This window comes from Terrihabitans aquatilis, from assembly GCF_052542005.1.
In genome coordinates this window covers 735,157-760,514 of record NZ_JBOCUO010000003.1, presented here as the reverse complement: position 1 = coordinate 760,514, position 25,358 = coordinate 735,157, and the positions used below count along the sequence as shown (strand labels likewise).

Genomic DNA, 25,358 nt, shown 5'->3' with positions numbered 1-25,358 from the left:
ATCAACCTTAAGAGATACCTAAATGCCATGGTTAACAGGAGGTTAGCGCCCGGAATTAACGCCTTGCGAGATGTGTCAGCGGGTGCCTGACGGCGTGTCGAAGCCGACGCGGAAACTCCAATTGCGCAAGCCGCGCCCATCGACCGGCAGCACGCCGAGATCTTCCACATGAGTGAAGCTAACGCCTGTCTGCCCCGTGGGGATCGAGGCCTGGATGCGGGTAACGCGGGAGATCACCGGCTTATCGTCCGAATCCAGAACCACGAACCGAACGGGCACATCGACCCCGGTACCGGTGACGCCCTTCGGGCCCTGCATCACGCGGCCGGCCACACCGATGCGCAACCCGACATTCCCGCCCTGATTGGTGCATTCCCGGGCGATATCGCCGAACCGGGCCTGATTGCGGACGGCGAGGATGTTGCCCTCCTGACCGCGCTCGTAAACCGTATAGGCAGCCGTGCCGGCCTGGATCGACACCGAGGGGCAATAGACCGTCTCCTGCCCGACCGTAACGGTCTTCGGGGAGGATGTGTTGAAGGCGAACAGATTGGCCAGCCGGTTGCCGCCGCCGGCATCGGAATCGGCACGGTTACTGGAGCAGCCTGCAAGAATAATGGCCAAGGCCGCCAATGATGCGGCCTGCCTTGCGCGAGCAAAAGCGGTAACGGCCCGATTGTTCATGCCCCAAACCCTCCGGCGTCCTCTGCGACCAATGCGTCGCCCCAAGCGGCCGCTTTATAGCGCGGGAAGGGCGGAGCTTGACAAGAGCGGTGTGTGCCCCCCATTTCGCGGATGTCATGACGCTGCAAAAGCCCCCTCTGAAGGTTCTTCTGTGCGCGCCGCGCGGTTTCTGCGCCGGGGTCGTGCGGGCCATCGACGTCGTCGAGCAAGCTCTGAAGCTGTTCGGCGCGCCGGTCTATGTGCGCCACGAGATCGTCCACAACAAATACGTGGTCGAAAGTTTGCGCCGTAAGGGCGCGATCTTCGTGGAAGAGCTCGACGAGGTTCCGGACGGAGATGCGCCGGTCGTTTTCTCGGCCCATGGCGTCGCAAAGACCATTCCCGCCGAGGCGCAGCGCCGCAATTTCACGGTTCTGGACGCGACCTGCCCATTGGTGACCAAGGTGCACCGCGAGGCGGAAATCCACCACAAGCGCGGCCGCGAGATCGTGCTCGTCGGCCATGCCGGCCACCCGGAAGTGGTGGGCACGGTCGGGCAGCTGCCCGATGGGGCGGTGAAGCTCGTGCAGACGGTCGACGACGTCGAGCATTTCGTGCCGAACAATCCGGAAGCGCTCGCCTTCGTGACGCAGACCACGCTTTCGGTGGAAGAGACGTCCGAGATCGTGGAGGCGCTGAAGCGGCGGTTTCCGAAAATCATCGGCCCGCACAAGGAAGACATCTGCTACGCGACGACGAACCGGCAGGAAGCCGTGAAGTCCATTGCCGCGCAATGCGATGCGTTCGTCACCGTGGGCTCGCCGAATTCCTCGAATTCGCAGCGCCTGCGTGAAGTGGCGGAACGGATGGGCTGCCCCTATTCGCAGCTTGTCGACAGCGCCGAGCAGCTCGATTGGTCGCAGCTTCAGAATATCCGCACGCTGGGCGTGTCCGCCGGCGCCTCTGCCCCCGAAGTGCTGGTGGAGCGGATCATCGATGCGTTTGCCGAGCGCTACGAGGTGGAAGTGGAAACCGTGGCAACCGTGGAGGAGAACATGTTCTTCCCCCTGCCTCGGCCGCTGCGTGGCGCTGCCGCCTGAATTTGGACTTTTCTCAAGTCCGCTGCGTGTTTGACGGCTGGCCGGCCAGCCGGTAACACGCAGCCTGTGCGGCCTGACCGCGCCTTCTCCAGACCGACGCGAGCCGATGGCCGTCTACACAACAGTGCCCGAGGACGACCTCGTCCGTTTCCTCGCCGGCTACGACCTTGGCAAGCCGCTTTTCTTCAAGGGCATAGCCGAGGGGGTCGAGAACTCGAACTTCCTGCTGCGAACGGACAGGGGACGGTTCATCCTGACGCTCTATGAGAAGCGCGTCAGTGCGGGAGACCTGCCATTCTTTCTGGGCCTGATGGAGCATTGCGCCGAACACGGCCTGCGCTGCCCCTTGCCCGTCCGTGATCGCACGGGCGAAGCCCTGAACGAGATCTGCGGCCGCCCGGCCGCGATCGTGACCTTTCTCGAGGGCCTGTCCCGCACGCGGCCGGATGCGGAGCATTGCGCGCAGGCCGGCAAGGCGCTCGCACAATTGCACCTCAGCGCACGCGACTTTCCGCTCAGCCGCCCGAATGCGCTGAGCGAGGAAGGCTGGCGGAGGCTGGCCGAACAGGCCGGCGAACGAGCGGATGACGTGGTCACGGGCCTGTCCGGCGAGATCGCCGACGAGCTCGCCTTTCTGGGATCGCGCTGGCCGAGGGATCTGCCCAGCGGCATCATCCATGCCGATTTGTTCCCCGACAACGTGCTGTTCCTCGACGGATTTACGCCAGGAATCATCGACTTCTATTTCGCCTGCACAGATCTCCTCGCCTACGACCTCGCCATCTGCATCAACGCATGGTGTTTCGACGCCGACCATCAATTCGACGCCGAACGCGGGCGCGCGCTGATTACGGCTTATGACGGAGCACGGAAGCTGGATGATGCAGAGATCGTCGCCCTGCCGCTGCTGTGCCGGGGCGCGGCGCTGCGCTTTCTTTTGACGCGCCTCGTCGATTGGCTGTCGGTTCCGACTGGCGCGCTGGTCAGGCCCAAGGACCCGCTGGAATATCGTCGTAAGCTCGCCTTCCACCGGTCGGCGCGTGACGTCTCGGCCTATGGATGGTCACGATGAGCACCAGCGTGGACATCTGGACGGACGGCGCCTGCTCCGGCAATCCCGGGCCCGGCGGCTGGGGCGCCATCCTGACCATGGGCGACCTCAAGAAAGAGCTTTCCGGCGGCGAGGCGCTGACGACAAACAACCGCATGGAGCTATTGGCCGCGATCCGCGCGCTGGAAGCGTTGAAGCGGCCCTGCACCGTCAATGTGCACACCGACAGTCAATATCTGCGCGGCGGCGTCATGGGCTGGATCGCAGGCTGGAAGCGCAATGGCTGGAAAACGGCCGACCGCAAGCCGGTCAAGAATCAGGATCTCTGGGAAGAGCTGGATCGCCTGATGGCGATGCATGACGTGACCTGGCTATGGGTCAAAGGCCATGCCGGCAACGAGAACAACGAACGCGCCGATGAACTGGCGCGCGAGGGAATGAGGCCGTTCAAGCCGAAGAAGCTGTGAACGGCCCCTTTCCGAAGGATCAGAGGTGCTCGAGGACGTGCTCGGCCTTGGTCTTGTCGGCCTTCGGCGGGGCGTCCTCGACATCGAACCACGTAACCGCGCCGTCCTCGACGATCATCGCATAGCGCTTCGAACGGGTGCCGAGACCGGCCTCGCCCAGATCGATGTCGAGACCGATCGACTTCGCGAAACGGCCGGAGCCGTCGGCAATCGCCTCGACTTTTCCTTCGGCGTTGGAGGCCTTGATCCAGGCGTCCTGCACGAACACGTCGTTGACGCTGGTGACGACGATGCTGTCGACGCCCTTGGCTTTCAGTGCGTCGTAATTCTCGACGTAACTCGGCAAATGGTTCTTGTGGCAGGTGGGCGTGAATGCGCCGGGCACGGCGAACAGGACCACTTTCTTGCCTTTGAAGATCTCATCGGTGGTCTTCTTCGCCGGACCTTCCGGCCCCATCACGGTGAAGGTGGCTTCGGGAATCTTCTCGCCAATCTGAATCGCCATGGCAGACCTCGCAAAAACTAAATGAAAGCACGCCGCATCGTGCGACACGGCCTGCCCCATCTAGGGAGAGCCAAGGCTCCCGTCGAGAGGAAGGGCAACGGATATTGCCCGGCCATCGGCCACCGCAACGAGCGTGAGACCGGTCGGATGGCTGGATTTGCGCAATTGCAGGCGGTAAATCCGGCTGCCATCGCCCCTTTCGGCAAGACGTTTGGGCAGGGCCGACAGAACGCCATCGGGATCTTCCGCGAACAGATCGACCATCTTGGCAGTCTTCGGCGCACGCACCGCGACATCGACCGCATGGGGCTCGGAGCCGCGCACCGCCGAAACGATCGCGAGGTCGTCATCGTCGCCCAGGATGGACGCTGAAGGCACGCGCTGCTCGAAGCCCGCCAGCCGCGCCTCGCTCATCGCATCCGCCCCCGCGCCCGGCTTGAGCTCCAAGGCAAGCTGCGCACTGGCCGGCACGCAGATCGTGCTGCACAGACCGAACTCCATATTCAGGCGCAGATCCACCGGCTTGGCCGGGTCTTCGGCCGTGAGGCGCAGCGGCAGGATCACCGACCCCGAATAGCCAGCGGATTGCGAGGTGCCGTCATCGAAGCGGCGCGGCGCGGGCCACAGCACCTGGGCCGAGGCCAGATTGTGCGATCCCGCGAAATCGATCCGCGGGGGAAGGCCGACAGGCCCCGGGTAAAGCCAATAGGTCTTCCAGCCGGAATCGAGCTCGATGCTGAGCCCGGCGCCAAGCGGCGTATCGTCGCCACTCGCGGCAAACAGGCGCAGATCGGCCGCGCCCTCGCGAACGGTGCTGGATTGCGCGAACCCCATCCCCGCGGAAGCGGCAAGGAACAGGGCGCCGAGAAGCGAAGTTGACAGCGAGGATCGCGCATTCATGGCGGGTGGGCCTAACCTCTCCCGCCTGCGCGGGCCAGTGAAAAGGGCGTGAAGGGCGATACGATGGTTCGCAACATCTTTCAAAGCATGCCGGGCGTGCCTACACTTGGCGGCATGGATCTTGTTCATTCACGCACGGACGAAGACGGATATCTCGATGGCCAGCTGATCCTGGCCATGCCCGGAATGGCGGACGAGCGATTTGCGCGGGCCGTGATCTATGTGTGCGCCCATTCGCAGGAAGGCGCCATGGGCATCATCGTGAACCAGCCCGCGCCAAACATTCATTTGCCGGAACTGCTGATTCAACTGAACATCATTCCCGAGGATGAGAACATCCGGCTCCCGCCGCGCGCGGAGCAGATGGCCGTGCTGCGGGGCGGCCCTGTCGAAAGCGGACGCGGCTTCGTGCTGCACAGCGCGGACTTCTTCATCGAGAATTCGACGCTGCCGATCGACGATCACATCTCGTTGACGGCGACGCTCGATATCCTCAAGGCGATCGCCAACGGCGACGGCCCCTCGTCGGCAGTGCTGGCGCTGGGGTATGCCGGCTGGGCGCCCGGGCAGCTCGAGGGCGAGATCCAGGCCAATGGCTGGTTGCACTGCCCGGCCGATGCATCCCTGATCTTCGATACGCCGAACGAGGCGAAATACGACCGGGCCTTGCGCACTTTGGGCATCGAGCCGGCGATGCTTTCGTCCAACGCCGGCCACGCCTAAACCCGCCGCACGGCGGAAAGCGGTTTTTGCGTCAGGCGGGGCCGTTGGTCCGCAACGCACCCATGACGGCGCGCCGCGCGTTCGAGATCGGCGACGATTTCTCCGGATCGATGCCGAGAAGCTTTTCGACCGCCTCCGCCGTCATCGCCTCTCCGAACGCCGCGCCCTGAGCGAACTGGCACCCGAGCTGGTAGAGTTCGACCGCATCGGAATCCGTTTCCGCACCTTCGGCGATGACATCGAGGCCGAGTTCGCGGCCCAATTGGATCATCGACCGCAGGATCGCCATGCGGTGCGTCCTGCTCTGCTGGCGCAGGAAGCTGCGGTCCATCTTGACGGTGTCGAAGGCGAAGCGCTGGAGATATCCTAGGCTGGCATGGCCGGTGCCGAAATCATCGAGCGCCAGTCCGACACCCAGCTCCCGCAAGCGCTCCAGCACGTAGGCCGCACGCTCCGGATTCTGCACGACCACGGTTTCCGTCAGCTCCAGCTTCAGGGAGCCGCGCACAATGGTGGCACGCGACAGAACGGTCTTGAGATCCTGAAGAAGATCCTGACGATCGAATTGCTGGGCCGGCAGATTGACCGACAAGAACAGCGGCGGATCGACCGGCAGACGTCGCTGCCACTGGCCGAGCTGACGCGACGCGCGATCCAGCGCAAACAGGCTGAAATCGACGATCAGGCCGATTTCCTCCGCGACCGCCAGAAATTCCGCCGGAGGCCTCGTCCGGTAGCGCGGATGCTCCCAGCGCAGCACGCCCTCGAAGCCGACGATGGTGCGATCCTCAAGCCGAACGACGGGACGGTAGAGGACGCGAAGCTCCTCCCGCTCCAGTGCGCGGCGCAATTCGCCTTCCAGCGCCGAACGATCGGTTCGGGCCGTCCGCATCGACGGCTTGAAGATCTCCGTGCGGTCTCCGCCCATGCGTTTTGCCTGCAGCATCGCCATCTCGGCGTCGCGCACGGCCTCCTCGGCAGAGGTCGTGGTTCTGGGATCGACCATGACGAGGCCGATGGAGCCGGTGACCACGATGTCGCGGCCGGAGAAGCTGATCGGCGAGGCTAGAGCCTTGCGCAGCGCGTCGGCGAACGCGCCGATGCCCGGCCCGTCCGTTTCCGACAACAGGAGAATGCCGAATTCGTCGCCGCCCAGCCGGGCCAACGCATCCGGACGCTTGAGCAGTCGTCCCATACGGCGCACGAGCGTCAACAACAGAGTGTCGCCGACAGTCTGGCCCACCTGCTCGTTGATCTTGCGGAATTCATCGAGATTGATGGTGATGATCGTCAGGCGGATCGCGTCGTCGGCCTCGGCGAAGGAAAGCGCGCTCTCGATGCGGTCGAGGAACAATTGCCGGTTGGGGAGACCCGTCAGATTGTCCTGCACGGCGTTGGACAGGAGCCGTTCCTCGGCCTGCCGCGACTGGGTGATGTCGATCATGGTGCCGACGCAACGCGTCACCTCGCCATGAGGCGCGACCACGGGGCGCACGCGCAGCAGCATCCACACGTAATGACCATCCTGCGCGCGGAAGCGGAACTGCTCGTTCAAACGGCCCCGACGCTCGGTGACGATAAGGTCGAGCGCGGTGCGGAAGCGGTCCCGGTCGGCCGGATGCAGGACGTCGAGCCAGCTTGCGGCGGGCGCATGGAGATCGCCCTTTTTCAGACCCAGCAGATATTCGAAATCCTGCGTGACGTGGATGCGGTCGGCGGAGACGTCCCAATCCCAGACGATGTCGCCCGCCCCCGTGAGCGCGAGCGCGCGGCGCTCGAGATCCGAGCCCAGACCGTGCGCGAGACCGGCCCCGGCAAAGGCGTGCTGCATGACCGTGAGGGCAATCAGCAGGAGCAGAAGAACGAGGCCGCCTGTCAGTGTGGGGCTCGCCAGATCGCTGACCACGACGCCCGATACGACAAGTCCGCCGGCAGCTACCCACGTGATGAGCAGAAACCAGGTGGGGATGAGCATGACCGCGCGGTCGAAATTATGGAGCGCCAGCCAAACCACGACGCCGAAGCCCAGAACCGCGACCAGAAGAAGCGAAATGCGCGCAATGCCTGCCGCGATGGGGGCGTCGATCAAGGCAATACCGAACAGCGCCACAAGGCCCACGAGCCAGACCGCCGCGATGTGGGTGAAGCGGACATGCCATCGGTTGAGATTGAGGTAGGCGACAAGGAACACGATCATCGTGGCCGTCAGGGCCGCTTCCGCCCCTGCGCGATAGACGTGGTCCTCGCCCGGCCCGAGGTCGAAAATCTTGTGCCAAAAGCCAAAATCCACGGCCAGGAAGACAAGCACCGCCCACGCCAATGCGGCCGCTGCCGGGAACATGGCCGATCCCTTCACCACGAACACAATGGTGAGGATCATGGCCAACAGGCCGGCGATGCCGAGGACGATGCCCTTGTAGAGCGTGAGATCGTTGACGCTGTCCTTGTAGGCATCCGGGTCCCACAAATGCAGCTGCGGCAGGGTGGAGGATCCGAGCTCTGCAACGAAGGTGACAGTCGCCCCCGGATCGAGCGTGACCCGGAAGATGTCGGTGTCCTGAGCGTCCTCGCGGTCCGGGCGGAAACCCTGGCTCGATGTTACATCGACGAGACGCTGGGAGCCGAGGTCGGGCGACAACAGGCCCGAGCCCGTGAGGCGATAATGGGGCGCGACCAGAAGGCGGTCGATCTGTTCGTCGGACTGGTTTGTGAGGGCGAACACCGCCCAATTGGTGGGACCGCGCACATGCCCGCGCACCTCGATCCGGCGCACGATGCCATCAGCGGCCGGGGCTGTCGTGACCTGCACGCGATCGCTGTCGCTGGCAAAGCGGGAGACGACCCGCGTCAGGTCGATGGCCGAACGATCGGGAGGAACGATGATCGGCTCGAGCGCCGAAGCCGCATGGCCGGCCGTGGCCAGCCCGCACACGAGCAGCAATAGACAAATCGCAGCCTGAACGAGACGCAATACCAAAGTCCCCCACGGCGCAGAACATACGCCGTCATGCGTAGACGCCGCACCGGTGAACCGCAACGCCGCCAGACCTAAAAATCAGCGCAAGGGATCGCCCTTGAGATGGGCGAAAAGAAGGTGATCCTCCCAATGCCCGTCAATGCACAAATATTGCCGTGCATGACCCTCGCGCACGAACCCTGTCTTTTCGAGAAGCCGGATCGAGGCTGCGTTGACCGGCAGGCACGCCGCCTCGATCCGCCGAAGGCCGACGCGATCGTAAACGAATGGAATGGCGGCCCGAACACCTTCCGTCATGTAGCCGCGCCCGTGGAATGGCTCTCCCATCCAATAGCCGAGCGTGCAGGTCTGGGCGACGCCGCGGCGCACATTCGACAAGGTCAGCCCGCCGATCAGCGCATCCGTTTCGGCAGAGAACAAGAAGAAGGTGTAGGACTGGCCGAGCCGCCGATCGCCCAGATAGCGCCGGAGACGACGCCGGAAAGCCGGCCGGGTGAGATCATCGGATGGCCAGGTCGGTTCCCATTTCTGCAGGAAACGGCGCGACCGGCCGCGCAAATCGGCCCATTCCTCGTAATCGCCGGCGCGGGGAGTGCGCAGAAAAACGCCCTCCCCCTGAAGCACCAGATCGGGTTCGTCGGAGGTCAGGGAGCGGGCGAACATCGCCGGTCAGGCCGCGGCCCGGGGGGTACGCAGGCGTTCCGCCAGCCGATCGGCATGCGGCAGGCCGGCGAGCGGCCCGATAGCGGCCAGGGCCGGCGGCGCCGCGAGCATGGCTTCCGCCACGCGACGCACGTCGCTCACGGTCACAGCATCGAGACGCGCCATGATCTCCTCGGTCGGCACGATGCGGCCCAGCGTCAGGATCTGGCGCACAAGGCGTTCGGTCCGCGCGGTTGGCTGCTCCCGAACCAGTTCAAGGCTCATGCGCATCTGCGCTTTCGCGCGAAGTATCTCGCGCTCGGTGGCGCCGAGCGCGGCATCCGCGATCTCGTCCAGCATGACCGGCATCAATTCGCGAATATCATCCTCGCCGGTGCCGGCGTAGATGCCGAACAGGCCCGTGTCGGAAAACGACCAGTGGAAGGACTGGATCGTGTAGACCAACCCCCGCTTCTCGCGGATTTCCTGAAACAGGCGGGAGGACATGCCGCCGCCGAGCAGATTGGCGAACACGCCAAGCGCAATCGCGTCCTCGTCTCCGAAGGCACGTCCCGGAAAGCCCAGCACGAGATGCGCCTGTTCGAGATCGCGCTCCTCACGCACGTCGCCACCGGTCCAGGATGCCGGCGAAACAGCATGAGAAGGGCCTGCGGGAAGGCCGCCCAGGCAATCGGCGACCTGCGCCACGATCTCCTGATGATTGACCGCGCCCGACGCGGCAACGATGCCGCGCGGCGCATGATAATGGCGCGCAAGGAATGCCGAGATCGCATCGCGGTCCATGGCCTCGACCGAATCCGGCGTGCCGAGGATCGGACGTCCAATGGCCTGACCCGAGAAGGCGACGTTCTGAGCGAGATCGTAGACGAGATCGTCCGGGGTATCGTCGACTGCGCCAATCTCCTGAAGGATGACGCCCTTCTCGCGAACGAGCTCCTCCTCCGGAAACAGAGATCCGGTGAGGATGTCGGAGAGGATGTCGATCGCCAGCGGCACATCGGTCGCGAGAACACGGGCGTCGTAGGAGGTCTGCTCCACGCTGGTCGCGGCATTCAGATCGCCGCCGACCTCCTCGATTTCCTCGGCGATGCGTTGCGCCGTGCGCCGCCACGTTCCCTTGAATGCCATATGCTCCAGCAGATGCGCGAGGCCGTGCTCGCTCTCGGCTTCGCTGCGCGAGCCGGCGCCGAACGCCACGCTGATCGCAGCGGTGCCGACATTCTCCATCGTATCGGTTGCGACCGTCAGTCCGTTCGGCAGGATGGTGACCTCAATGCTCACGAGATCGCCTCCCGCGCCGATCGGCAGCGCGCCGCGACGAATTCCTCGATGGCGGCAAGGTCGTTCGGCACCACGCTCATGCGTTCGCGCCCGCTGAGAAGGTCGGCGAGATGCGGCGGCAGAGCCGGATGCTCCCCCGTTGCGGCGACAACCGCATCCGGGAATTTGGCCGGGTGAGCGGTGCCGAGCACCACCCGTGGCACGGCCGGGTCGTGCGCCAGAGCCTCACTCTGCGCGAGCGCGACGGCGGTATGGGGATCGGCAAGATATCCCGAATCACGGCGCAGGCGGCGCAGCGTCTCCGCGACGGCTGCTTCGTCCGCCCGACCGGCATCGAAGTCTCCGCGAATAGCGGCGAGAGGCCCCTCGGCGATGGTAAAGGCGCCGGACTGGCGCAGCGAATCCATGTGGCGGCGCACCGCGGCCGCGTCACGCTCTCCGGCCTCGAACAGAAGGCGCTCGAAATTCGACGAGACCTGGATATCCATCGAGGGCGATGAGGTGGGATGCACTCCCTTCACCTCATAACGTCCCGTCTCGATGGTGCGGGCGAGGATGTCGTTGGAATTGGTGGCCACCACGAGCCGCTCGATCGGCAGGCCCATGCGCTTGGCGACCCAGCCGGCGAAGACGTCGCCGAAATTGCCGGTCGGCACCACGAAGGACACCGGGCGATGAGGCGCACCAAGAGCGACCGCCGAGGTGAAGTAATAGACGATCTGGGCGACGATGCGGGCCCAGTTGATGGAGTTCACCGCGGCGAGGTTCATGCCGTCGCGAAAACGGTGATCGTTGAACATGGCCTTCACGAGAGCCTGGCAATCGTCGAAATTGCCCTCGACGGCAACCGCGTGGACATTCGGCGAATCGACCGTCGTCATCTGGCGGCGCTGAACGTCGCTGACGCGGTTGTGCGGGAACAGCACCACGACATCGACCCGCTCGCTGGTGCGGAAGGCTTCGATCGCGGCTCCGCCCGTATCGCCCGACGTGGCGGCCACAATGGTCGCGCGGTCTCCCCGTGCCGCCAAAGCATGGTCCATCATGCGGGCAAGAAGCTGCATGGCCACGTCCTTGAAGGCGAGCGTCGGGCCATGAAACAGCTCGAGCACGAACTCATTCGCACCCGTCTGCACGAGCGGAGCGACGGCCGGATGCCGGAACGTTGCGTAGGCCTCGTCGATCATCCGCCGGAGATCGGCCGCGGGGAAGGCATCCCCGGTAAACGGCGCGATGACGGCTTCAGCGACGTCCGCGTAGGAACGCCCGGCGAAGGACGCGATGGTATCGGCATCGAGAACAGGCCATTCGCGCGGCACATAGAGACCGCCATCGCGGGCAAGACCGGTCAGTAGAACGTCAGAGAAGCCGAGCGCCGGTGCGTCGCCCCGCGTCGAGATGTAATCAAAGGTCATCGGCCGGTCCTGGAATGGATCGTCAATCTAGAGTTCACTCGCGGCTGCGGCAAGCACGCCTCACAGAGTGCGCCGGAGCCGCCAGAGATGGGCGATAAGCACGGCCGCAAGGGCGCCCGCCAGCCCATACCAGGTCAGGGCATATTCGAGATGCCTGTTTGTGAAGGACAATCGTGTCTCCCCACCCTGCGGCAATCCTTGCGGACCACTGTCCCTGGCGTCGATGGTGAAGGGCGCGACCTCCTGCAAACTCAGGCCGGCGGCGATGGCCGCCGGATCGCGGGCGTAGAACAGGCGGTCTTGCGGCTTGTCGTCCGGCGTGAAGGGATTGCGGTCTTCCGGGCGGCGCAACAGCCCCTTCACCTGCACCTCGTCATCCACCTGCGAACCTGGGCGGCTCGCGGGCTCGGCACGATCGAGCGGCACGAAACCACGATTGACGATGATTGTGCCGCCCTCGTCACGTTCGAGCGGCGTCAGCACCCAATAGCCAGCCCCTGCAAGCGGGCCCCGAGCCTCACCCAGCAATGTGTAGACCCGCACTTCGAGATCGTTGCGGAAGCGCCCGCGCGCCTCGACGGGCCGATATTCCCAGGCATCGAGATCGAGACTTCGCCAATCGGCCGGAGGCGGCGCGTTCGTGACCGGCTCGGCCACGCGCGCGGATATGCGGGTGACGAGAGCCTCCTTCCATGACAGCCGCTGAAGCTGCCAGGTGCCCAGGCCGATGAGGATGGCAAAGGCGGTCGCAGACACAAACAGGGTAATCAGAAGACGGCGCGACATCGGCTTTTCCGGGGGATCATCGTCAGGCAAAAAGGACCCCGAATGCAGACCGGGCGCCCTAGGGCGCCCGGCGGGAAGGATCAGTGACCGCCGGCCACCGGGCCGCCGTAACCCCACACATAGATGGAGATGAACAGAAACAACCACACCACGTCGACAAAGTGCCAATACCAGGCAGCCGCCTCGAAGCCGAAATGCTGCTTCGGGGTGAGATCGCCCTTGTAAAGACGGAACAGGCACACAGCGAGGAAGATGGTGCCGACGATGACGTGGAAGCCGTGGAATCCCGTGGCCATGAAGAACGTCGCGCCGTAGATGTGGCCGGAGAAGCTGAACGCCGCATGGCTGTATTCGAAGGCCTGGAGCAGGCTGAAGAGCACGCCGAGCGCACAGGTGATCCACAGCGCCTGCTTCGCGCCCTGGCGATCCCCATGGACGATGGCATGATGCGCCCAGGTGACCGTGGTGCCAGACGTCAGCAGGATCAGCGTGTTGAGCAGCGGCAGATGCCAGGGATCGAAGGTCGCGATGCCCTGCGGCGGCCAGACGCCGCCAAGCACCTCGGTCCGCTCGAACTGGTGAATCTCGTTCGGGAACAGCGCCGGGTCGAAATAAGCCCAGAACCATGCCACGAAGAACATCACCTCGGAGGCGATGAACAGCATCACGCCATAGCGGTGATGGATCTGCACCACGCGGGTGTGTTCGCCGGCTTCCGCCTCGTTGCGGATGTCCCGGAACCACATTGCCATCACGTAGAGCGTAAGCAGCAGGCCCGGCGCAAGCGCCCATACCGTGCCGTCATGCATCGTGTAGATGCCACCGAGAGCCAGGAAGAAAACGGCAATCGTGGCCACCGCCGGCCAGGGGCTGGGCGGTACCATATGGTAGTCATGGTGCTTGATGTGCGCCTCGGCCATGTCCGTCTCCGTCACAATCCTCTTTGCGGCCGCCGCCGCTCGTTCATCAGGTCAGGGGCGCTTTGCGAGGCCGGCCTGCTTTGCAGGCGGCTGCGCGGCAAAGAACGTATACGACAGCGTGATCGTATTCACATTGTCCATTTCCGCGTCTTCCAGAAACGACGGGTCGACAAAGAACTGAATGGGCATGTCCAGCTTTTCGTTCGCCGTCAATTGCTGCTGGTCGAAGCAGAAGCATTGTATCTTGTTGAAATAGGCACCGGTGGTATCGGGCGTCACATTGTAGGTCGCCGTACCCCAACTGTCCTTGCCCGAGCGGTTCCTGGCCTCGAAGAAAGCCAGATTGGCCTCGCCTACCCGCACCACCATCTCGCGCTGGACAGGCCGGAAACCCCAATCGAGCCCGGGGGCGACGTTGGCGTCGAATCGCACGCGAACGGTGCGGGAATGAACCGCATCGGGTGCGGCCTGCGCGACTTGGGTGGTGCCGCCGAAGCCCGTTGCCCGGCAGAACAGATCATAGAGCGGAACAGCGGCATAGGCTGCGCCAACCATCGAGGCAACGAAGATGCCGCAATAGAGCGCCGTCCGACGATGGCGTCGTTGCAGCTGGGCCTGACGATCTTGATCCGAAACGGGCTGGTTCGCCATGGCTCAGAGGTTCCGCTGCGCCACGTCGGCACCGAGCCGGAAGATGGTGACGAGGTAGAACAGAACGATCAACCCGAACAGAACGAGCGCGAGCGCAATGTTGCGTTGCCGACGACGGCGAAGCTGCTCTTCCGTCAGGACGATGCCTGAATGCTCCGGCGGCTGCTCGCTCACGCCTGTACCCCGCCGATACCAGCCTCTCCCAAGAGCGTCGCGAACAGGACGAACAGGTAGAGAATCGAGAACGCGAACAGCTGGCGCGCCGCCTGGGAGGCCGGAGCACCTTCACGCTGGCGATAGACACGCACGGCAAGCAGAAGGAATACCGCGCCCATAGAGATCGATACGGCGCCATAGGTAAGCCCACCGAAGCCCATCCAGTAGGGCGCCGTCGCCAAGGGGGCCAACAGGATCGAATAGAGCAGGATCTGGCGGCGGGTCTCGCTCTCTCCCGAGACGACGGGGAGCATGGGCACGCCGGCGTTGGCATAATCGCCCGACTTCAACAGGGCCAGCGCCCAGAAATGCGGCGGCGTCCAGAAGAAGATGATCAGGAAAAGCACGATGGATTCGATGCCGACCGACCCCGTTGCGGCGGCCCAGCCGACCATGGGTGGGAACGCGCCGGCCGCACCGCCGATGACGATGTTCTGCGCCGTCCAGCGCTTCAGCCACATCGTATAGACGACGATGTAGAAGAAGATGGTGAAGGCCAGCAGTGCTGCGGCCTGCCAATTCGCCGCGAGGGCAAGCGTGCCGACGGAGAAAGCCGACAGCACGATGCCGAACGACAGAGCCTCTCCGGGCTCCATACGGCCGGCCGGAACCGGACGCCCGCGGGTGCGCGTCATCACGGCGTCGATATCGGCATCCCACCACATGTTCAACGCGCCGGCCGCACCTGCGCCGACGGCGATGCACAGCAGCGAGATCGCAGCCAGGACAGGGTGAATGCCCTGAGGGGCCAGCACCATGCCGACCAGAGCCGTGAAGACGACGAGCGACATCACCCGCGGCTTCAGGAGCGCCACGAAGTCGCGCACTTCCGCCCGGCTCGGTTCAGCGAAGCCGGTGGACAAGGCAGACGATTGTTCGGTGGTGAGGCTCATGGGCCCGTTTCATCCTGCTTGTCATGAACCGGCCGGACCGAGGCCCGACCGGTGTGTTCTCTTTTGCCGTCCGCGCGACCTTACTGAACGCGCGGCAGCGTCTCGTACGGATGGAAGGGCGGCGGAGACGACAGCGTCCATTCCAGTGTCGTTGCGCCCTCACCCCACGGATTGTCGCCAGCGGGAACCTTGCGGGCGAAAGCGTGGAACACGCCGTAGAGGAAGATCAGAACCGCGAAGCCGGAAATGTACGACCCGATGGAAGACACGTAGTTCCAGCCCGCGAATGCATCCGGATAATCCGCATACCGGCGCGGCATGCCGGCGAGGCCCAGGAAGTGCTGGGGGAAGAATACGAGGTTCACGCCGATGAAGGTGACCCAGAAGTGCAGATTGGCGATCTTCTCGGAGTACATGTAGCCGAACATCTTCGGGAACCAATAGTACCAGGCCGCGAAGATGGCGAACACGGCACCGAGCGACAGCACGTAGTGGAAGTGCGCCACCACGTAATAGGTGTCGTGGAGGTAACGGTCGATGCCTGCGTTCGACAGCACGACACCGGTGACGCCGCCCACCGTGAACAGGAAGATGAAGCCCATCGCCCAGTACATCGGCGTGCGGAACGAGATCGATCCACCCCACATCGTGGCGACCCACGAGAAGATCTTCACGCCCGTCGGAACCGCGATCACCATGGTGGCGAACACGAAATAGGCCTGCGTGTTTACCGAGATGCCCGAGGTGAACATGTGATGGGCCCACACCACGAAGCCGACCACGCCGATCGCGACCATGGCGTAGGCCATGCCGAGATAACCGAACACCGGCTTGCGCGAGAACGTCGACACGATGTGGCTGATGACGCCGAAGGCCGGCAGGATCAGAATGTAGACTTCGGGATGACCGAAGAACCAGAACAGGTGCTGGAACAGGATCGGATCACCGCCACCCGCCGGAGCGAAGAAGGTGGTGCCGAAATTGCGGTCCGTCAGCAGCATGGTGATCGCGCCCGCCAGAACCGGCAGGGACAGCAGAAGCAGGAAGGCGGTAACCAGCACGGCCCAGGCGAACAGGGGCATCTTGTGCAGCGTCATGCCCGGAGCGCGCATGTTGAAGATGGTCGTGATCAGATTGATCGCGCCCAGGATCGACGAGACGCCCGCGATATGCAGAGCCAGGATGGCATAATCCATGGCCGGCCCCGGCTGGCCCGACGTGGAGAGCGGGGGATAGATCGTCCAGCCGCCGCCCGCACCGTTGGCGCCGGCAGGACCGGGCACGAACATCGAGATGATGAGCAGGATGAAGGCCGGGATCAGCAGCCAGAACGCGATGTTGTTGATGCGCGGGAACGCCGTGTCGGGCGCGCCGATCATCAGCGGTACGAAATAATTGGCGAAGCCGCCCATCAGCGCCGGCATGACCATGAAGAAGATCATGACCAGAGCGTGCGCCGTGGTGAACACGTTGAACATATGGGGGTCGCCGAAGATCTGCATCCCCGGCTCCTGCAGTTCCGCGCGAATGGCGATCGACAGCGCGCCACCCACGATCCCCGCGAACACCGCGAAGATCAGGTACATGATGCCGATGTCTTTATTATTGGTCGAATAGACCCAGCGGCGCCAACCCGTCGGGTGGGCGTGCGCCGCGTGTTCGTGACCGACGGCTATGCTCTTCGCCATGATCGCTTTACCTCTCCCGACCCTGATCAGCGGCTTGCCGAAACCGTTGCGTCAGCAACGATCTGCGGCATGGGGTTCATTGCAAATTTCTGCCGGGCTTCGTTGAGCCAGACTGCGTATTCGGCTTCGCTGACCACACGCACGGTGATCGGCATGAAGGCGTGGTCGCGGCCGCACAACTCGGAGCACTGGCCGTAATAGACACCCTCGCGATCGGCGCGGAACCACGTCTCGTTCAGGCGGCCGGGAACACCGTCCACCTTGATGCCGAACGAAGGAACGGCGAACGAGTGGATCACGTCAGCCGCGGTGACCTGAACCCGAACCACCTTTCCGACCGGCACGACCACGTCGTTGTCAGTGGCGAGCAGACGGGGCTGACCTTCCTTCAGATCGGCTTCCTGGACCATGACCGAATCAAAGCCGAAATCGAGCGCGCCGGCCTCCGGATCGGTGGCCTTCTCGACGGCGGCCTGCGGTGCCTCGGCGGAACCCTCTGCCGGAGCCGCTTCACCCGTGGGGGCGGACGCGGTCTGATATTCGTAGGACCAATACCATTGCTTGCCCGTGGCCTTGATGGTGAGGTCGGCGACCGGCATGTCGTATTGCGCGAACAGAAGGCGGAACGAGGGCACCGCGATCACGATCAGAATGATCACCGGAGCGATCGTCCACACCACCTCGATGAGGGTGTTGTGAGTGGTTCGCGATGGGACGGGGTTCTTCTTCTCGTTGAAGCGGACGGCGCAGACGATCAGCAGGGCCAGCACGAACAGCACGACCACGACCATGATGATGGTGATGAACGTGTTGAAGCCGTGCATCTGCTCGGCAATGGGCGTGACAGCGCCCTGCATGTTGATCTGCCAGGGAGACGGCTGCCCCGTACCGGCCATCGCAGGGGCCGCGAAAAGGGCGAAAAGCGAGACGGCGGTCAGCCGAGAGGCGATGCCTGGGGTCATGTCCGGGGCGCACTCCTCAGAGGCGAAAGCATGAAGAAACCTGCCATAGGGCGGCAGCCCCTGGCCGGAGGTTGCCGTTCAAACACAAAGGCGACAAAGCCGCAACTTTGGTGCAGTTCCAGTCTATGCGGCATATGGGCGCGAAACAATCCATTCCGCTGCGCGCCTTCGCTCCGCCACAGTGCTGCCCTTGACTCGTCGCGACCGCATGCTAGGCGGAACCGGGATGTTGCCGCATGATGCGGCCCCGATCAGAACAGCCGAGCTGCCAATGTCTATTTCCCTGCGCCGCACCGGAATTCCGCGCCTGCGTCATGCTCTCGCGGTGTTGCTGGCGGGAACGATCGCTCTCGGATCGGCGACGCTGCCGGCGGCCGCGCAAGGGGCCGTGCGCGCCAGCCACGGTGATTGGCAAATCCGCTGCGATACGCCTCCCGGCGCGCAAGGCGAGCAATGCGCACTCGTGCAGAGCGTGACCGCGGAAGACCGTCCCAATGTCGGCCTCTCGATCATCGTGCTGAAGACGGCCGACAATCAGAGCCGCCTGCTGCGAATCCTGGCACCTCTCGGCGTTCTGCTGCCGGCTGGCCTCGGCCTTCGAATCGATGACGCGGAAATCGGACGCGCCGGCTTCGTGCGCTGCCTGCCCGACGGCTGCGTGGCCGAGGTGGTGCTGGACGATGCCCTGATCGGCAAGCTGCGAAACGGCCAGAACGCCGTGTTCATCATCTTCCAGACGCCTGAGGAAGGTATCGGCGTGCCGGTCTCGCTGAACGGATTCGGGCCGGGATACGATTCGCTGAAATAAGCGATCAGCCGTTCCGCAGGAACATGACCTGCGAATCGCCGTAGGTGCGCGTTTCGAGAGGGACGAACCCAGACGGCGGCTCGAACGCGATGTCAGCGGCCTCTTCCATCACGACGAGGGCGCCGGGGACGAGCCATCCTCCCTCACGCGCCGATTTAAGCGCCTGCTCACCAAGGCCCTTTCCATAGGGCGGATCGGCGAAGGCGAGGGAAAACGGCGCGACCGGATGTGCCGTGCCGAGCTTCGTGGCGTCGCGGCGGAAGATGCGCGAAATGCCGGCAATGCCAAACGCCTCGACATTGCCCCGCAGAAGGCCCCTCGCCTCCACACTGTCATCGACGAATTGGACATGGGCCGCGCCGCGCGACAGGGCCTCGATGCCCAGCGCTCCCGTGCCGGCAAACAGATCCAGCACGCGGGCATCGCGCACCGGATCGTCATAGGCGTGCGACAGCACGTTGAAGAGCGCTTCACGCAGCCGGTCCGAGGTGGGCCGGATGGTGGAGGTCTTCGGCGTCAGGAGCGCGCGCCCTCTGAACCGGCCTGCAACGATCCGCAATTTTCGTCAGCCTCTGGTGCGCGGCTTACCGCCACCACCGCCCGATGGCCGAGGCTTGCCACCGGTCGGACGACCTCCGCCGGGCCGATTCGGACCGGAGCCGGGCCCCCGCCCGCCGGGGGATCCGTCCCGTGGCCGTTCCGTGCGTTGGCCGCCGAACGGGCGATCCCCGCCGGCCCGGGGTTTCCCACCAAAGCCCGGTCTTTCGCCGTCGCGGCGCGGAGGACGTCCCTCGCGCGGCGGTCCGGAACGATCCGGACGGTCGTCCCTGTTGCGGGGTGTACGCGGCGCGCCGTCATCGCGGCGCGAAGGTCGGGCATCTCCGTGCTCGCGCGGCGGACGGCGGCCTTCGGAAGCGGGACCTGCGCTCGGGCGATCCGGCCGAGACCGGAACGGGCGCGGGGCGTCGCCATCACGCCGGGGCGGTCTGTCTCCCCCCTCGCCGCGCGAGGGCCGGCCATTGTCAGCCCGGGTCTCGCGGGGGCGGAACGAACGGGGGGCTTCCCCATCCCGTTCACGCTGCGGGGGGCGGCCAGGGCGTCCGCCTGTCCCACCGCGACGCTGTCCGCCCTCGTCGTCCCGACGCTGCGGACGGGAATCCCGATCCGGCCGGGGCGGACGCGGCGCGGACGAGCGGTCCTCGCGGGAAAGGTGATCACGAGGCGCGTCATTGTCGCGACGCGGTGAACGTCCATCAGGGCGGCGCTCGCCAAATCCGCGATCGTCACGCGGCGGGCGATCTCCCATCGGACGGGAGGGGCGCACCGGCTTTTCCTTCTCGATACGCTGGACCAGCACGCGGCGGCCCTTGCGATCCGTCGTCAGGGCATTGGTCTGCCGGACTCCTTCGCGCGGCTCATCCCGCATCGGTCGCTTCGCCTTGACCTGTGTGCGATCGACCACCGGAGCGTCGAAATCGCAGCCGGCCTCATCGGCGAGACTGCCGAGCTGGTCACGCAGGTAGCGCGTGCGGATTTCCTCGACCGTGCCTTCCGCCATGTCACCGAGCTGGAACGGCCCGAACGAGACGCGGATCAGGCGGTTCACCACGAGCCCGATATGCTCGAGGACGCGGCGAACCTCGCGGTTCTTGCCCTCGCGCAATCCAAGTGTAAGCCAGACATTGTCTCCGGTGCGGCGGTCGATCTCGGCGTCGATGGGGCCGTAGCTGAAGCCATCGATCTCGACACCCTTGCGCAACCCCTCCAGCACATCGGGCGTGACCTCGCCGAAGGCGCGCACACGGTATCGCCGCAGCCAGGCGGTGTCGGGATGCGACAGGACGCGGGCCAGGCCGCCGTCATTGGTGAGAAGCAGCAGCCCCTCGGTGTTCAGATCGAGGCGGCCGACCGACACCACGCGCGGCAGTTCGCGCGGAAGCACCTCGAAGACCGTGCGGCGGCCTTCGGGATCCTTCGCAGTGGTCACCAAGCCGCGCGGCTTGTGATAGAGCCACAGGCGGGTGCGCTCGCGCGCGGGCAGCGGCTGGCCGTCCACGGTTACGCGATCGCCCGGCCCGACATTGGTTGCGGGCGTGGTGATCGTGCGGCCGTTGACGGCGACGCGGCCCTCCTCGACCATCAACTCGGCATCGCGGCGGGAGGCAAGGCCTGCGCGGGCGATCACTTTTGCGATGCGGGCATTCTCGGCGTCGGCGGCTTTTCCGCCCGCCTTCGGTTCATTGATGTCGGTCATGGCGCTCGCCTATCACGCGATCCGTCCGGCGCGAAGAGGAAGTTAGAACATGCCGCGTCGCGACGTCATGGCAAGCGCCCTGGAAGAAGCCGTCAAGGCAGGGGAACGCGGCGAGGTGCCGGTCGGCGCGGTGATCGTGTGCGAGGGCCAGATCCTGGCCGCTGAGGGCAACCGCACGCGCGAGCTCTGCGACCCCACCGCCCATGCCGAAATGCTGGCCATTCGCGCCGCGGGCCGGATCCTCGAGTCGGAACGGCTGATCGACTGCGATCTGTGGGTGACACTGGAGCCCTGCCCCATGTGCGCGGCGGCGATCTCGTTCGCCCGCATCCGGCGGCTCTATTTCGGCACCGACGATCCCAAGGGCGGCGGCGTGGTGAACGGGCCGCGCCTCTACGAGCAGCCGGTGTGCCACCACGCGCCGGACGTCTATGGCGGGTTCGCCGAGACCGAGGCGCGCGGCCTGCTGCGGGATTTCTTCCGCAGCAGGCGCTGAATTTTATCAGTTCTTCTCGAACGCCACGGTGATGTCGAGTTCGACCTCGTCGCTGACCGCCGGCACGTATTTGCCGATGCCGAAATCGCTGCGCTTGATCGTGGTCTCGGCGGAGAAGCCGATCGTTTCCTTCTTGTTCATCGGATTGGTGCCGGCGCCCGAGAAATCGGCGTCGAGGACGACGCTCTTCGTCACGCCGTGAAGCGTCAGGTCGCCGGTGATGCGCGCATCGTCGCCATCGATCTCGACCTTCGTGGACTTGAAGGTCGCGGTCGGGAATTTCGTCGCATCGAAGAAATCGGCGGTCTTCAGATGGGTGACGAATTCAGGACTGGTGGAAACGACGCCGTCGATCGGGATCTCGATCTCGACAGAGGCCTTTTCCGGCGCCTTCGGGTCCAGCGTCAGGGTGCCGGACGAGGCGCCCAACATTCCATACAGGTCGCTGAAGCCGAAATGATCCACGGTGAACACGATTTGCGAGTGGGCCGGATCGGCGCTGTAGGTGCCAGCGGTGACGCGGCTCGTGTCCGCGGCGCCCGGCACCCCTTGGGCCTGTGCGAAGGCGGGCAATGCAGTGGCGCACAGAACGCCGGTGGCGATCAGAATCTGCTTCATGGCGATGGTCCTCGCATCATGGGTTTTGGGCGCTGCCAAGCAGCGGAGAGACTTGCAGCAAAGCCGGACAAAGCGGCGGAAGCTAGCCCGCCCTCGTTGCATCACGGCATGTTTATGCGTGCAGACGCGCGGCATCAGCGGCGCTGGAACAGCCGTTCCAGATCGGCACGCGACATCGTCACGAAGGTGGGGCGGCCGTGATTGCATTGCGCGGCCAGCGGCTCGGCCTCGATCTGGCGCAGCAGCGCATTCATTTCCTCGGGCTTGAGGCGACGGCCGGCGCGGATCGAATGATGGCAGGCGAACGTGCCGGCAAGCCGGTCGAGCCGCTCCTGAAGCGGCAGGGCCGCGCCCCATTCGGCGAGGCCGTCGGCGAGATCGCGGATAAGATTCGCCACGTCGAAATCTCCGAGCGCCGCCGGGGTCTCGCGCACCAGAACCGCGCCAGGACCGAACGATTCGATCACGAGGCCAAGGGCCGCAAGATCATCGGCCGACGCGGCGACACGCTCGGCTTCCGCCGGAGCGAGATCCACGATTTCGGGTACGAGAAGCAATTGCGTCTGCGGCCGGCCTCGCGTGCGTTTGATGGCTTCGAAGATCAGGCGCTCGTGAGCCGCATGCATGTCGGTGAGGACGAGGCCGTCCTCGGTCTGCGAAACGATGTAGGTATCGTGGATCTGGGCCTTTGCCGCGCCGAGCGGGTAGGCGATGGCCTCGTCCGGTGTGGCGTCGGCACGGGGATCTGCGGAGGGCGGCATGTCGAAACCCGCCTGCCGCTCGAACAGACCGGGCCCGGCTTCGGCAAAGGCTAGCGCGGCTTCCCGGGGCGGCGCGGGACGCAGCGGCATCGGCCGCGCCCAGGATTGCGCGGAAGAGGCGAGCGGACGGAATCGGCTCTCGGCGAATTCCGTGCCCGTGCTGGTGACGCGCGTCGCACCCTGCGTGAGAGCATTGCGAAGAGCGGAGACGATCAGGGCCCGCACCAAAGCCGAATCGCGGAAACGCACCTCGGCCTTTGCCGGATGGACATTGACGTCGACCTCGCGCGGGTCTGCCTCGATGAACAGCGCGACCACGGCATGCCGGTCGCGCGGAATGAGATCGCTGTAGGCGCCACGCAGAGCGCCGAGCAGCAGGCGATCCTTTACCGGCCGGCCATTGACGAAAAACAATTGATGCGCGGCCGTCGCGCGATTGTAGGTCGGCACACCGGCGAGCCCTGTCAGGGCGAAGCCTTCCCGCTGGGCGTGGATATCCAGCGCGTTGTCATGGAAATCGCGACCGACCACATCCGACAGGCGTGCGCGCATGCCCGCCGGGGTCCAATCCTGGGCGGCGAAACGGATGGTGCGCCCATCGAGCGCCAGAGTGAAATCGATCTCGGGATGAGCCGCGGCGAGCCGGCGCACGATCTCGGCGGCGGCCTCATTCTCGGCCCGATCGGATTTCAGGAATTTGAGCCGCGCGGGGACAAGGCCGAACAAATGCTCAACCTCGATCCGGGTGCCGTGTGGATGCCCGGCGGGCGCGATCTGACCCACCAAGCCATTTTCCACGATCAGTCGAGCGGCATGTTCCGCGTCCGCCGGACGCGAGGTGATCGCGAGGCGCGCCACCGAGCCGATGGAGGGCAATGCTTCGCCGCGAAAGCCCAGGAAACGGATGTCGAGCAGATCGTCGGAGGGCAATTTCGACGTGGCGTGACGCTCGACCGCCAGCGGCAGATCATTTGCCGCCATTCCGTGGCCGTCATCGACCACGCGGATAAGGTCCTTGCCGCCGCGCTGCAGGGCGATCTCGATGCGCCTTGCGCCGGCATCGAGCGCGTTCTCAACCAGCTCCTTCACGACGCTGGCCGGGCGTTCCACCACCTCGCCCGCGGCGATGCGGTTGGCGAGGTTTTCGGGAAGGCGGCGGATGGTCATGATTCGAGGAGGATCACCGCTCGCTCCTTCAAGGGCAAGCGGTGATCCTCACGCCTGGGGATAGTGGCCGACGGGCTCAGGCCTCCGCGAGGTATTTCTTGGCGAGGATCTTGCCTTCTTCCACCGCCGGCTGGTCGAACGCATCGACGCCGAGAAGCTGGCCGGCGATGATCGTCTCCAGCATGAAGTGCATGAGAAATTCGCCAAGCGAACGCTCGTCCAGGCGCTCAATGTGCAGCGTCCGCACCGGGCGACCGTTCTTGGCCAGGGTATCGGCCGTGGCACGGCCCTGGGCCGCCACGAGATCGCCCACGCTCTTGCCGGCGAACAGGGGCTCGCACGCCCGTTCCGCAAGATCATGATCGAGAACCGGCCCCGAGCCCGCAACGCCGGTGGTGACCACTGTGAAGAGCTTGTCGCGCGGGCCGCCGAGATGGAGCTGCAGCTGGCTGTGCTGATCGACAGGACCGAGTGCACGCAGGGGCGTGGTGCCCTTGCCGTCCTTGCCGAGGCTTTCCGACCAGAGCTGGACCCACCAGGCATTGGCCCGTTCCAGCCGGTCGGCATAGGCCATCATGACGGTGATGTTGCGCTTGTCGTCAGCGGCAGCGATCTGCAGCGCCGCACCCACGGCCGACGGCACGTCCTTCGGCTCGGCGCCGTCGAGCACGGGCTTCAATGCCGCGCCCGCGCCCGCACGGATTGCCTCGATATTGAGACCCGCTGCCAGCGCCGGCAGCAGCCCGACATTGGTGAGGACCGAGAAACGACCGCCGACGCCGGTATCATGCTCAAGAAAGCCCACGCCGAAAGGCTCGAGCAACGCACGCAGCGCGTTGCGCTTGGACGTCTCGGGCTCGGAAATGCCGAAGATGCGGCGGCCGATCTCATCGCCGAAGCCCGCTTTGCGCAGCGCCTCGATGACCGCGATGCATTGCAGGATCGTTTCGCCGGTGCCGCCCGATTTCGACGTCGCCACGAAATGCGTGGTCTTCAGAGGCAGTTTGCGCAGGAGGGCGTCCAGCGTCAGCGGATCGAGATTGTCGAGGAAATGGAGGCGCGGACCGTCGCGAAAGAAGCTGAGGCCCGGAACGTTGTAATCGGCCAATTGCGCCAGCGCCTGGCAGCCGAGACTTGACCCGCCGGTGCCGAGGAAGACGAGATCGCTCGCGCCGGCGACGATCTGCGCGGCCATGTCGCGAATGGCCGGCAAGTCCTCCGTGTGCTCCGGCATCCGCAGGATCGGGAGCGTGTTGTCGCGATAGGCCGCGCGCACCCAATCGAGCGCCGCGCGGGTTTCCTCAAGCCTGGCCGCATAAGCGGCATCCGGGATGCCCCCCTCCCCGATCGAAGACGTGAAGGCACGGTCGACGTTCTGGGTGACGGACATGTT

General features: G+C 65.0%; 25 protein-coding genes. 6 read left to right on the top strand and 19 right to left on the bottom strand.

The features are described from left to right. Positions 1–75: 75 nt before the first annotated feature. Entirely contained in the window at positions 76–684 is a 609-nt protein-coding gene (locus ACQ6S1_RS14605; protein ID WP_445041935.1) for a hypothetical protein, read from the bottom strand. A gap of 116 nt (positions 685–800) precedes the next feature. Between ACQ6S1_RS14605 and ispH the strand changes: the two genes are divergently transcribed. From ispH to rnhA, 3 genes are all read left to right on the top strand, one after another. Beyond that, entirely contained in the window at positions 801–1,763 is a 963-nt protein-coding gene (gene ispH / locus ACQ6S1_RS14600) for a 4-hydroxy-3-methylbut-2-enyl diphosphate reductase (protein WP_445041934.1), read from the top strand. A gap of 106 nt (positions 1,764–1,869) precedes the next feature. Next, positions 1,870–2,835, top strand: a complete 966-nt coding sequence (locus ACQ6S1_RS14595) for a homoserine kinase (RefSeq protein WP_445041933.1) — start codon at positions 1,870–1,872, stop codon at positions 2,833–2,835. Next, on the top strand, positions 2,832–3,281 hold the full coding sequence (rnhA, locus tag ACQ6S1_RS14590) for a ribonuclease HI (RefSeq protein ID WP_445041932.1): 450 nt from the start codon (positions 2,832–2,834) through the stop codon (positions 3,279–3,281). Before ACQ6S1_RS14595 ends, rnhA begins: the two co-directional genes overlap by 4 nt. Before the next feature lie 19 nt (positions 3,282–3,300). On the opposite strand, the gene ACQ6S1_RS14585 is transcribed toward rnhA, so the two are convergent. Both ACQ6S1_RS14585 and ACQ6S1_RS14580 read right to left on the bottom strand, forming a co-directional pair. Further along, positions 3,301–3,786, bottom strand: a complete 486-nt coding sequence (locus ACQ6S1_RS14585) for a peroxiredoxin (protein WP_445041931.1) — start codon at positions 3,784–3,786, stop codon at positions 3,301–3,303. A gap of 60 nt (positions 3,787–3,846) precedes the next feature. Continuing rightward, positions 3,847–4,686 carry a protein-disulfide reductase DsbD domain-containing protein gene (locus ACQ6S1_RS14580; protein ID WP_445041930.1) on the bottom strand — a complete coding sequence of 280 codons (840 nt, stop codon included), beginning with the start codon at positions 4,684–4,686 and terminating at the stop codon, positions 3,847–3,849. A 114-nt stretch (positions 4,687–4,800) separates the two neighbouring features. On the opposite strand from ACQ6S1_RS14580, the gene ACQ6S1_RS14575 reads away from it, so the two are divergent. Continuing rightward, positions 4,801–5,409 (top strand): YqgE/AlgH family protein, encoded by a 609-nt coding sequence (locus tag ACQ6S1_RS14575; protein ID WP_445042034.1) that lies wholly within the window; start codon positions 4,801–4,803, stop codon positions 5,407–5,409. Between the two features lie 31 nt (positions 5,410–5,440). On the opposite strand, the gene ACQ6S1_RS14570 is transcribed toward ACQ6S1_RS14575, so the two are convergent. From ACQ6S1_RS14570 to coxB, 11 genes are all read right to left on the bottom strand, one after another. Then, positions 5,441–8,380, bottom strand: coding sequence for an EAL domain-containing protein (locus ACQ6S1_RS14570; protein ID WP_445041929.1), 2,940 nt, complete (start codon positions 8,378–8,380; stop codon positions 5,441–5,443). An 84-nt stretch (positions 8,381–8,464) separates the two neighbouring features. Continuing rightward, positions 8,465–9,049 carry a GNAT family N-acetyltransferase gene (locus tag ACQ6S1_RS14565; protein ID WP_445041928.1) on the bottom strand — a complete coding sequence of 195 codons (585 nt, stop codon included), beginning with the start codon at positions 9,047–9,049 and terminating at the stop codon, positions 8,465–8,467. 6 nt (positions 9,050–9,055) lie between these two features. After that, entirely contained in the window at positions 9,056–10,330 is a 1,275-nt protein-coding gene (locus ACQ6S1_RS14560; RefSeq protein WP_445041927.1) for a M16 family metallopeptidase, read from the bottom strand. Then, positions 10,327–11,745, bottom strand: a complete 1,419-nt coding sequence (gene thrC, locus ACQ6S1_RS14555; protein ID WP_445041926.1) for a threonine synthase — start codon at positions 11,743–11,745, stop codon at positions 10,327–10,329. The genes ACQ6S1_RS14560 and thrC overlap by 4 nt, the downstream gene beginning before the upstream one ends. Before the next feature lie 60 nt (positions 11,746–11,805). Next, positions 11,806–12,531 (bottom strand): SURF1 family protein, encoded by a 726-nt coding sequence (locus tag ACQ6S1_RS14550; RefSeq protein ID WP_445041925.1) that lies wholly within the window; start codon positions 12,529–12,531, stop codon positions 11,806–11,808. Positions 12,532–12,611: 80 nt separating this feature from the next. Beyond that, positions 12,612–13,451, bottom strand: a complete 840-nt coding sequence (locus ACQ6S1_RS14545; protein ID WP_445041924.1) for a cytochrome c oxidase subunit 3 — start codon at positions 13,449–13,451, stop codon at positions 12,612–12,614. A gap of 51 nt (positions 13,452–13,502) precedes the next feature. Beyond that, complete coding sequence (locus ACQ6S1_RS14540) at positions 13,503–14,102, bottom strand: cytochrome c oxidase assembly protein (RefSeq protein WP_445041923.1); 600 nt, start codon at positions 14,100–14,102, stop codon at positions 13,503–13,505. Between the two features lie 3 nt (positions 14,103–14,105). Beyond that, positions 14,106–14,276: a cytochrome c oxidase system small membrane protein gene (locus ACQ6S1_RS14535; protein ID WP_445041922.1), complete on the bottom strand. Its 171-nt coding sequence runs from the start codon at positions 14,274–14,276 to the stop codon at positions 14,106–14,108. Beyond that, the gene (locus ACQ6S1_RS14530) at positions 14,273–15,211 is read right to left on the bottom strand and encodes a heme o synthase (protein ID WP_445041921.1); all 939 of its coding nucleotides are present in this window, start codon (positions 15,209–15,211) and stop codon (positions 14,273–14,275) included. Before ACQ6S1_RS14530 ends, ACQ6S1_RS14535 begins: the two co-directional genes overlap by 4 nt. 80 nt (positions 15,212–15,291) lie before the next feature. Then, complete coding sequence (ctaD, locus tag ACQ6S1_RS14525) at positions 15,292–16,899, bottom strand: cytochrome c oxidase subunit I (protein WP_445041920.1); 1,608 nt, start codon at positions 16,897–16,899, stop codon at positions 15,292–15,294. Between the two features lie 26 nt (positions 16,900–16,925). Continuing rightward, positions 16,926–17,861, bottom strand: coding sequence for a cytochrome c oxidase subunit II (gene coxB, locus ACQ6S1_RS14520; RefSeq protein WP_445041919.1), 936 nt, complete (start codon positions 17,859–17,861; stop codon positions 16,926–16,928). 271 nt (positions 17,862–18,132) lie between these two features. Here coxB and ACQ6S1_RS14515 point away from each other — a divergent pair, with 271 nt between their 5' ends. Beyond that, positions 18,133–18,669 carry an invasion associated locus B family protein gene (locus tag ACQ6S1_RS14515; protein ID WP_445041918.1) on the top strand — a complete coding sequence of 179 codons (537 nt, stop codon included), beginning with the start codon at positions 18,133–18,135 and terminating at the stop codon, positions 18,667–18,669. A gap of 4 nt (positions 18,670–18,673) precedes the next feature. Here ACQ6S1_RS14515 and rsmD read toward each other — a convergent pair whose 3' ends face one another. Further along, entirely contained in the window at positions 18,674–19,228 is a 555-nt protein-coding gene (gene rsmD, locus ACQ6S1_RS14510; RefSeq protein ID WP_445041917.1) for a 16S rRNA (guanine(966)-N(2))-methyltransferase RsmD, read from the bottom strand. Between the two features lie 6 nt (positions 19,229–19,234). Further along, positions 19,235–20,923 (bottom strand): pseudouridine synthase, encoded by a 1,689-nt coding sequence (locus ACQ6S1_RS14505; RefSeq protein ID WP_445041916.1) that lies wholly within the window; start codon positions 20,921–20,923, stop codon positions 19,235–19,237. Between the two features lie 67 nt (positions 20,924–20,990). Between ACQ6S1_RS14505 and ACQ6S1_RS14500 the strand changes: the two genes are divergently transcribed. After that, positions 20,991–21,419, top strand: a complete 429-nt coding sequence (locus tag ACQ6S1_RS14500; protein ID WP_445042033.1) for a nucleoside deaminase — start codon at positions 20,991–20,993, stop codon at positions 21,417–21,419. Positions 21,420–21,425: 6 nt separating this feature from the next. Here ACQ6S1_RS14500 and ACQ6S1_RS14495 read toward each other — a convergent pair whose 3' ends face one another. The 3 genes from ACQ6S1_RS14495 to ACQ6S1_RS14485 all read right to left on the bottom strand — a co-directional run bounded on the left by ACQ6S1_RS14495 (position 21,426) and on the right by ACQ6S1_RS14485 (position 25,355). Continuing rightward, positions 21,426–22,037: a YceI family protein gene (locus tag ACQ6S1_RS14495; protein WP_445041915.1), complete on the bottom strand. Its 612-nt coding sequence runs from the start codon at positions 22,035–22,037 to the stop codon at positions 21,426–21,428. A 134-nt stretch (positions 22,038–22,171) separates the two neighbouring features. Then, positions 22,172–23,965, bottom strand: a complete 1,794-nt coding sequence (gene mutL, locus ACQ6S1_RS14490; RefSeq protein WP_445041914.1) for a DNA mismatch repair endonuclease MutL — start codon at positions 23,963–23,965, stop codon at positions 22,172–22,174. A gap of 76 nt (positions 23,966–24,041) precedes the next feature. Next, on the bottom strand, positions 24,042–25,355 hold the full coding sequence (locus tag ACQ6S1_RS14485; RefSeq protein WP_445041913.1) for a phosphoglucose isomerase-related protein: 1,314 nt from the start codon (positions 25,353–25,355) through the stop codon (positions 24,042–24,044). Between the last annotated feature and the right edge of the window lie 3 nt (positions 25,356–25,358).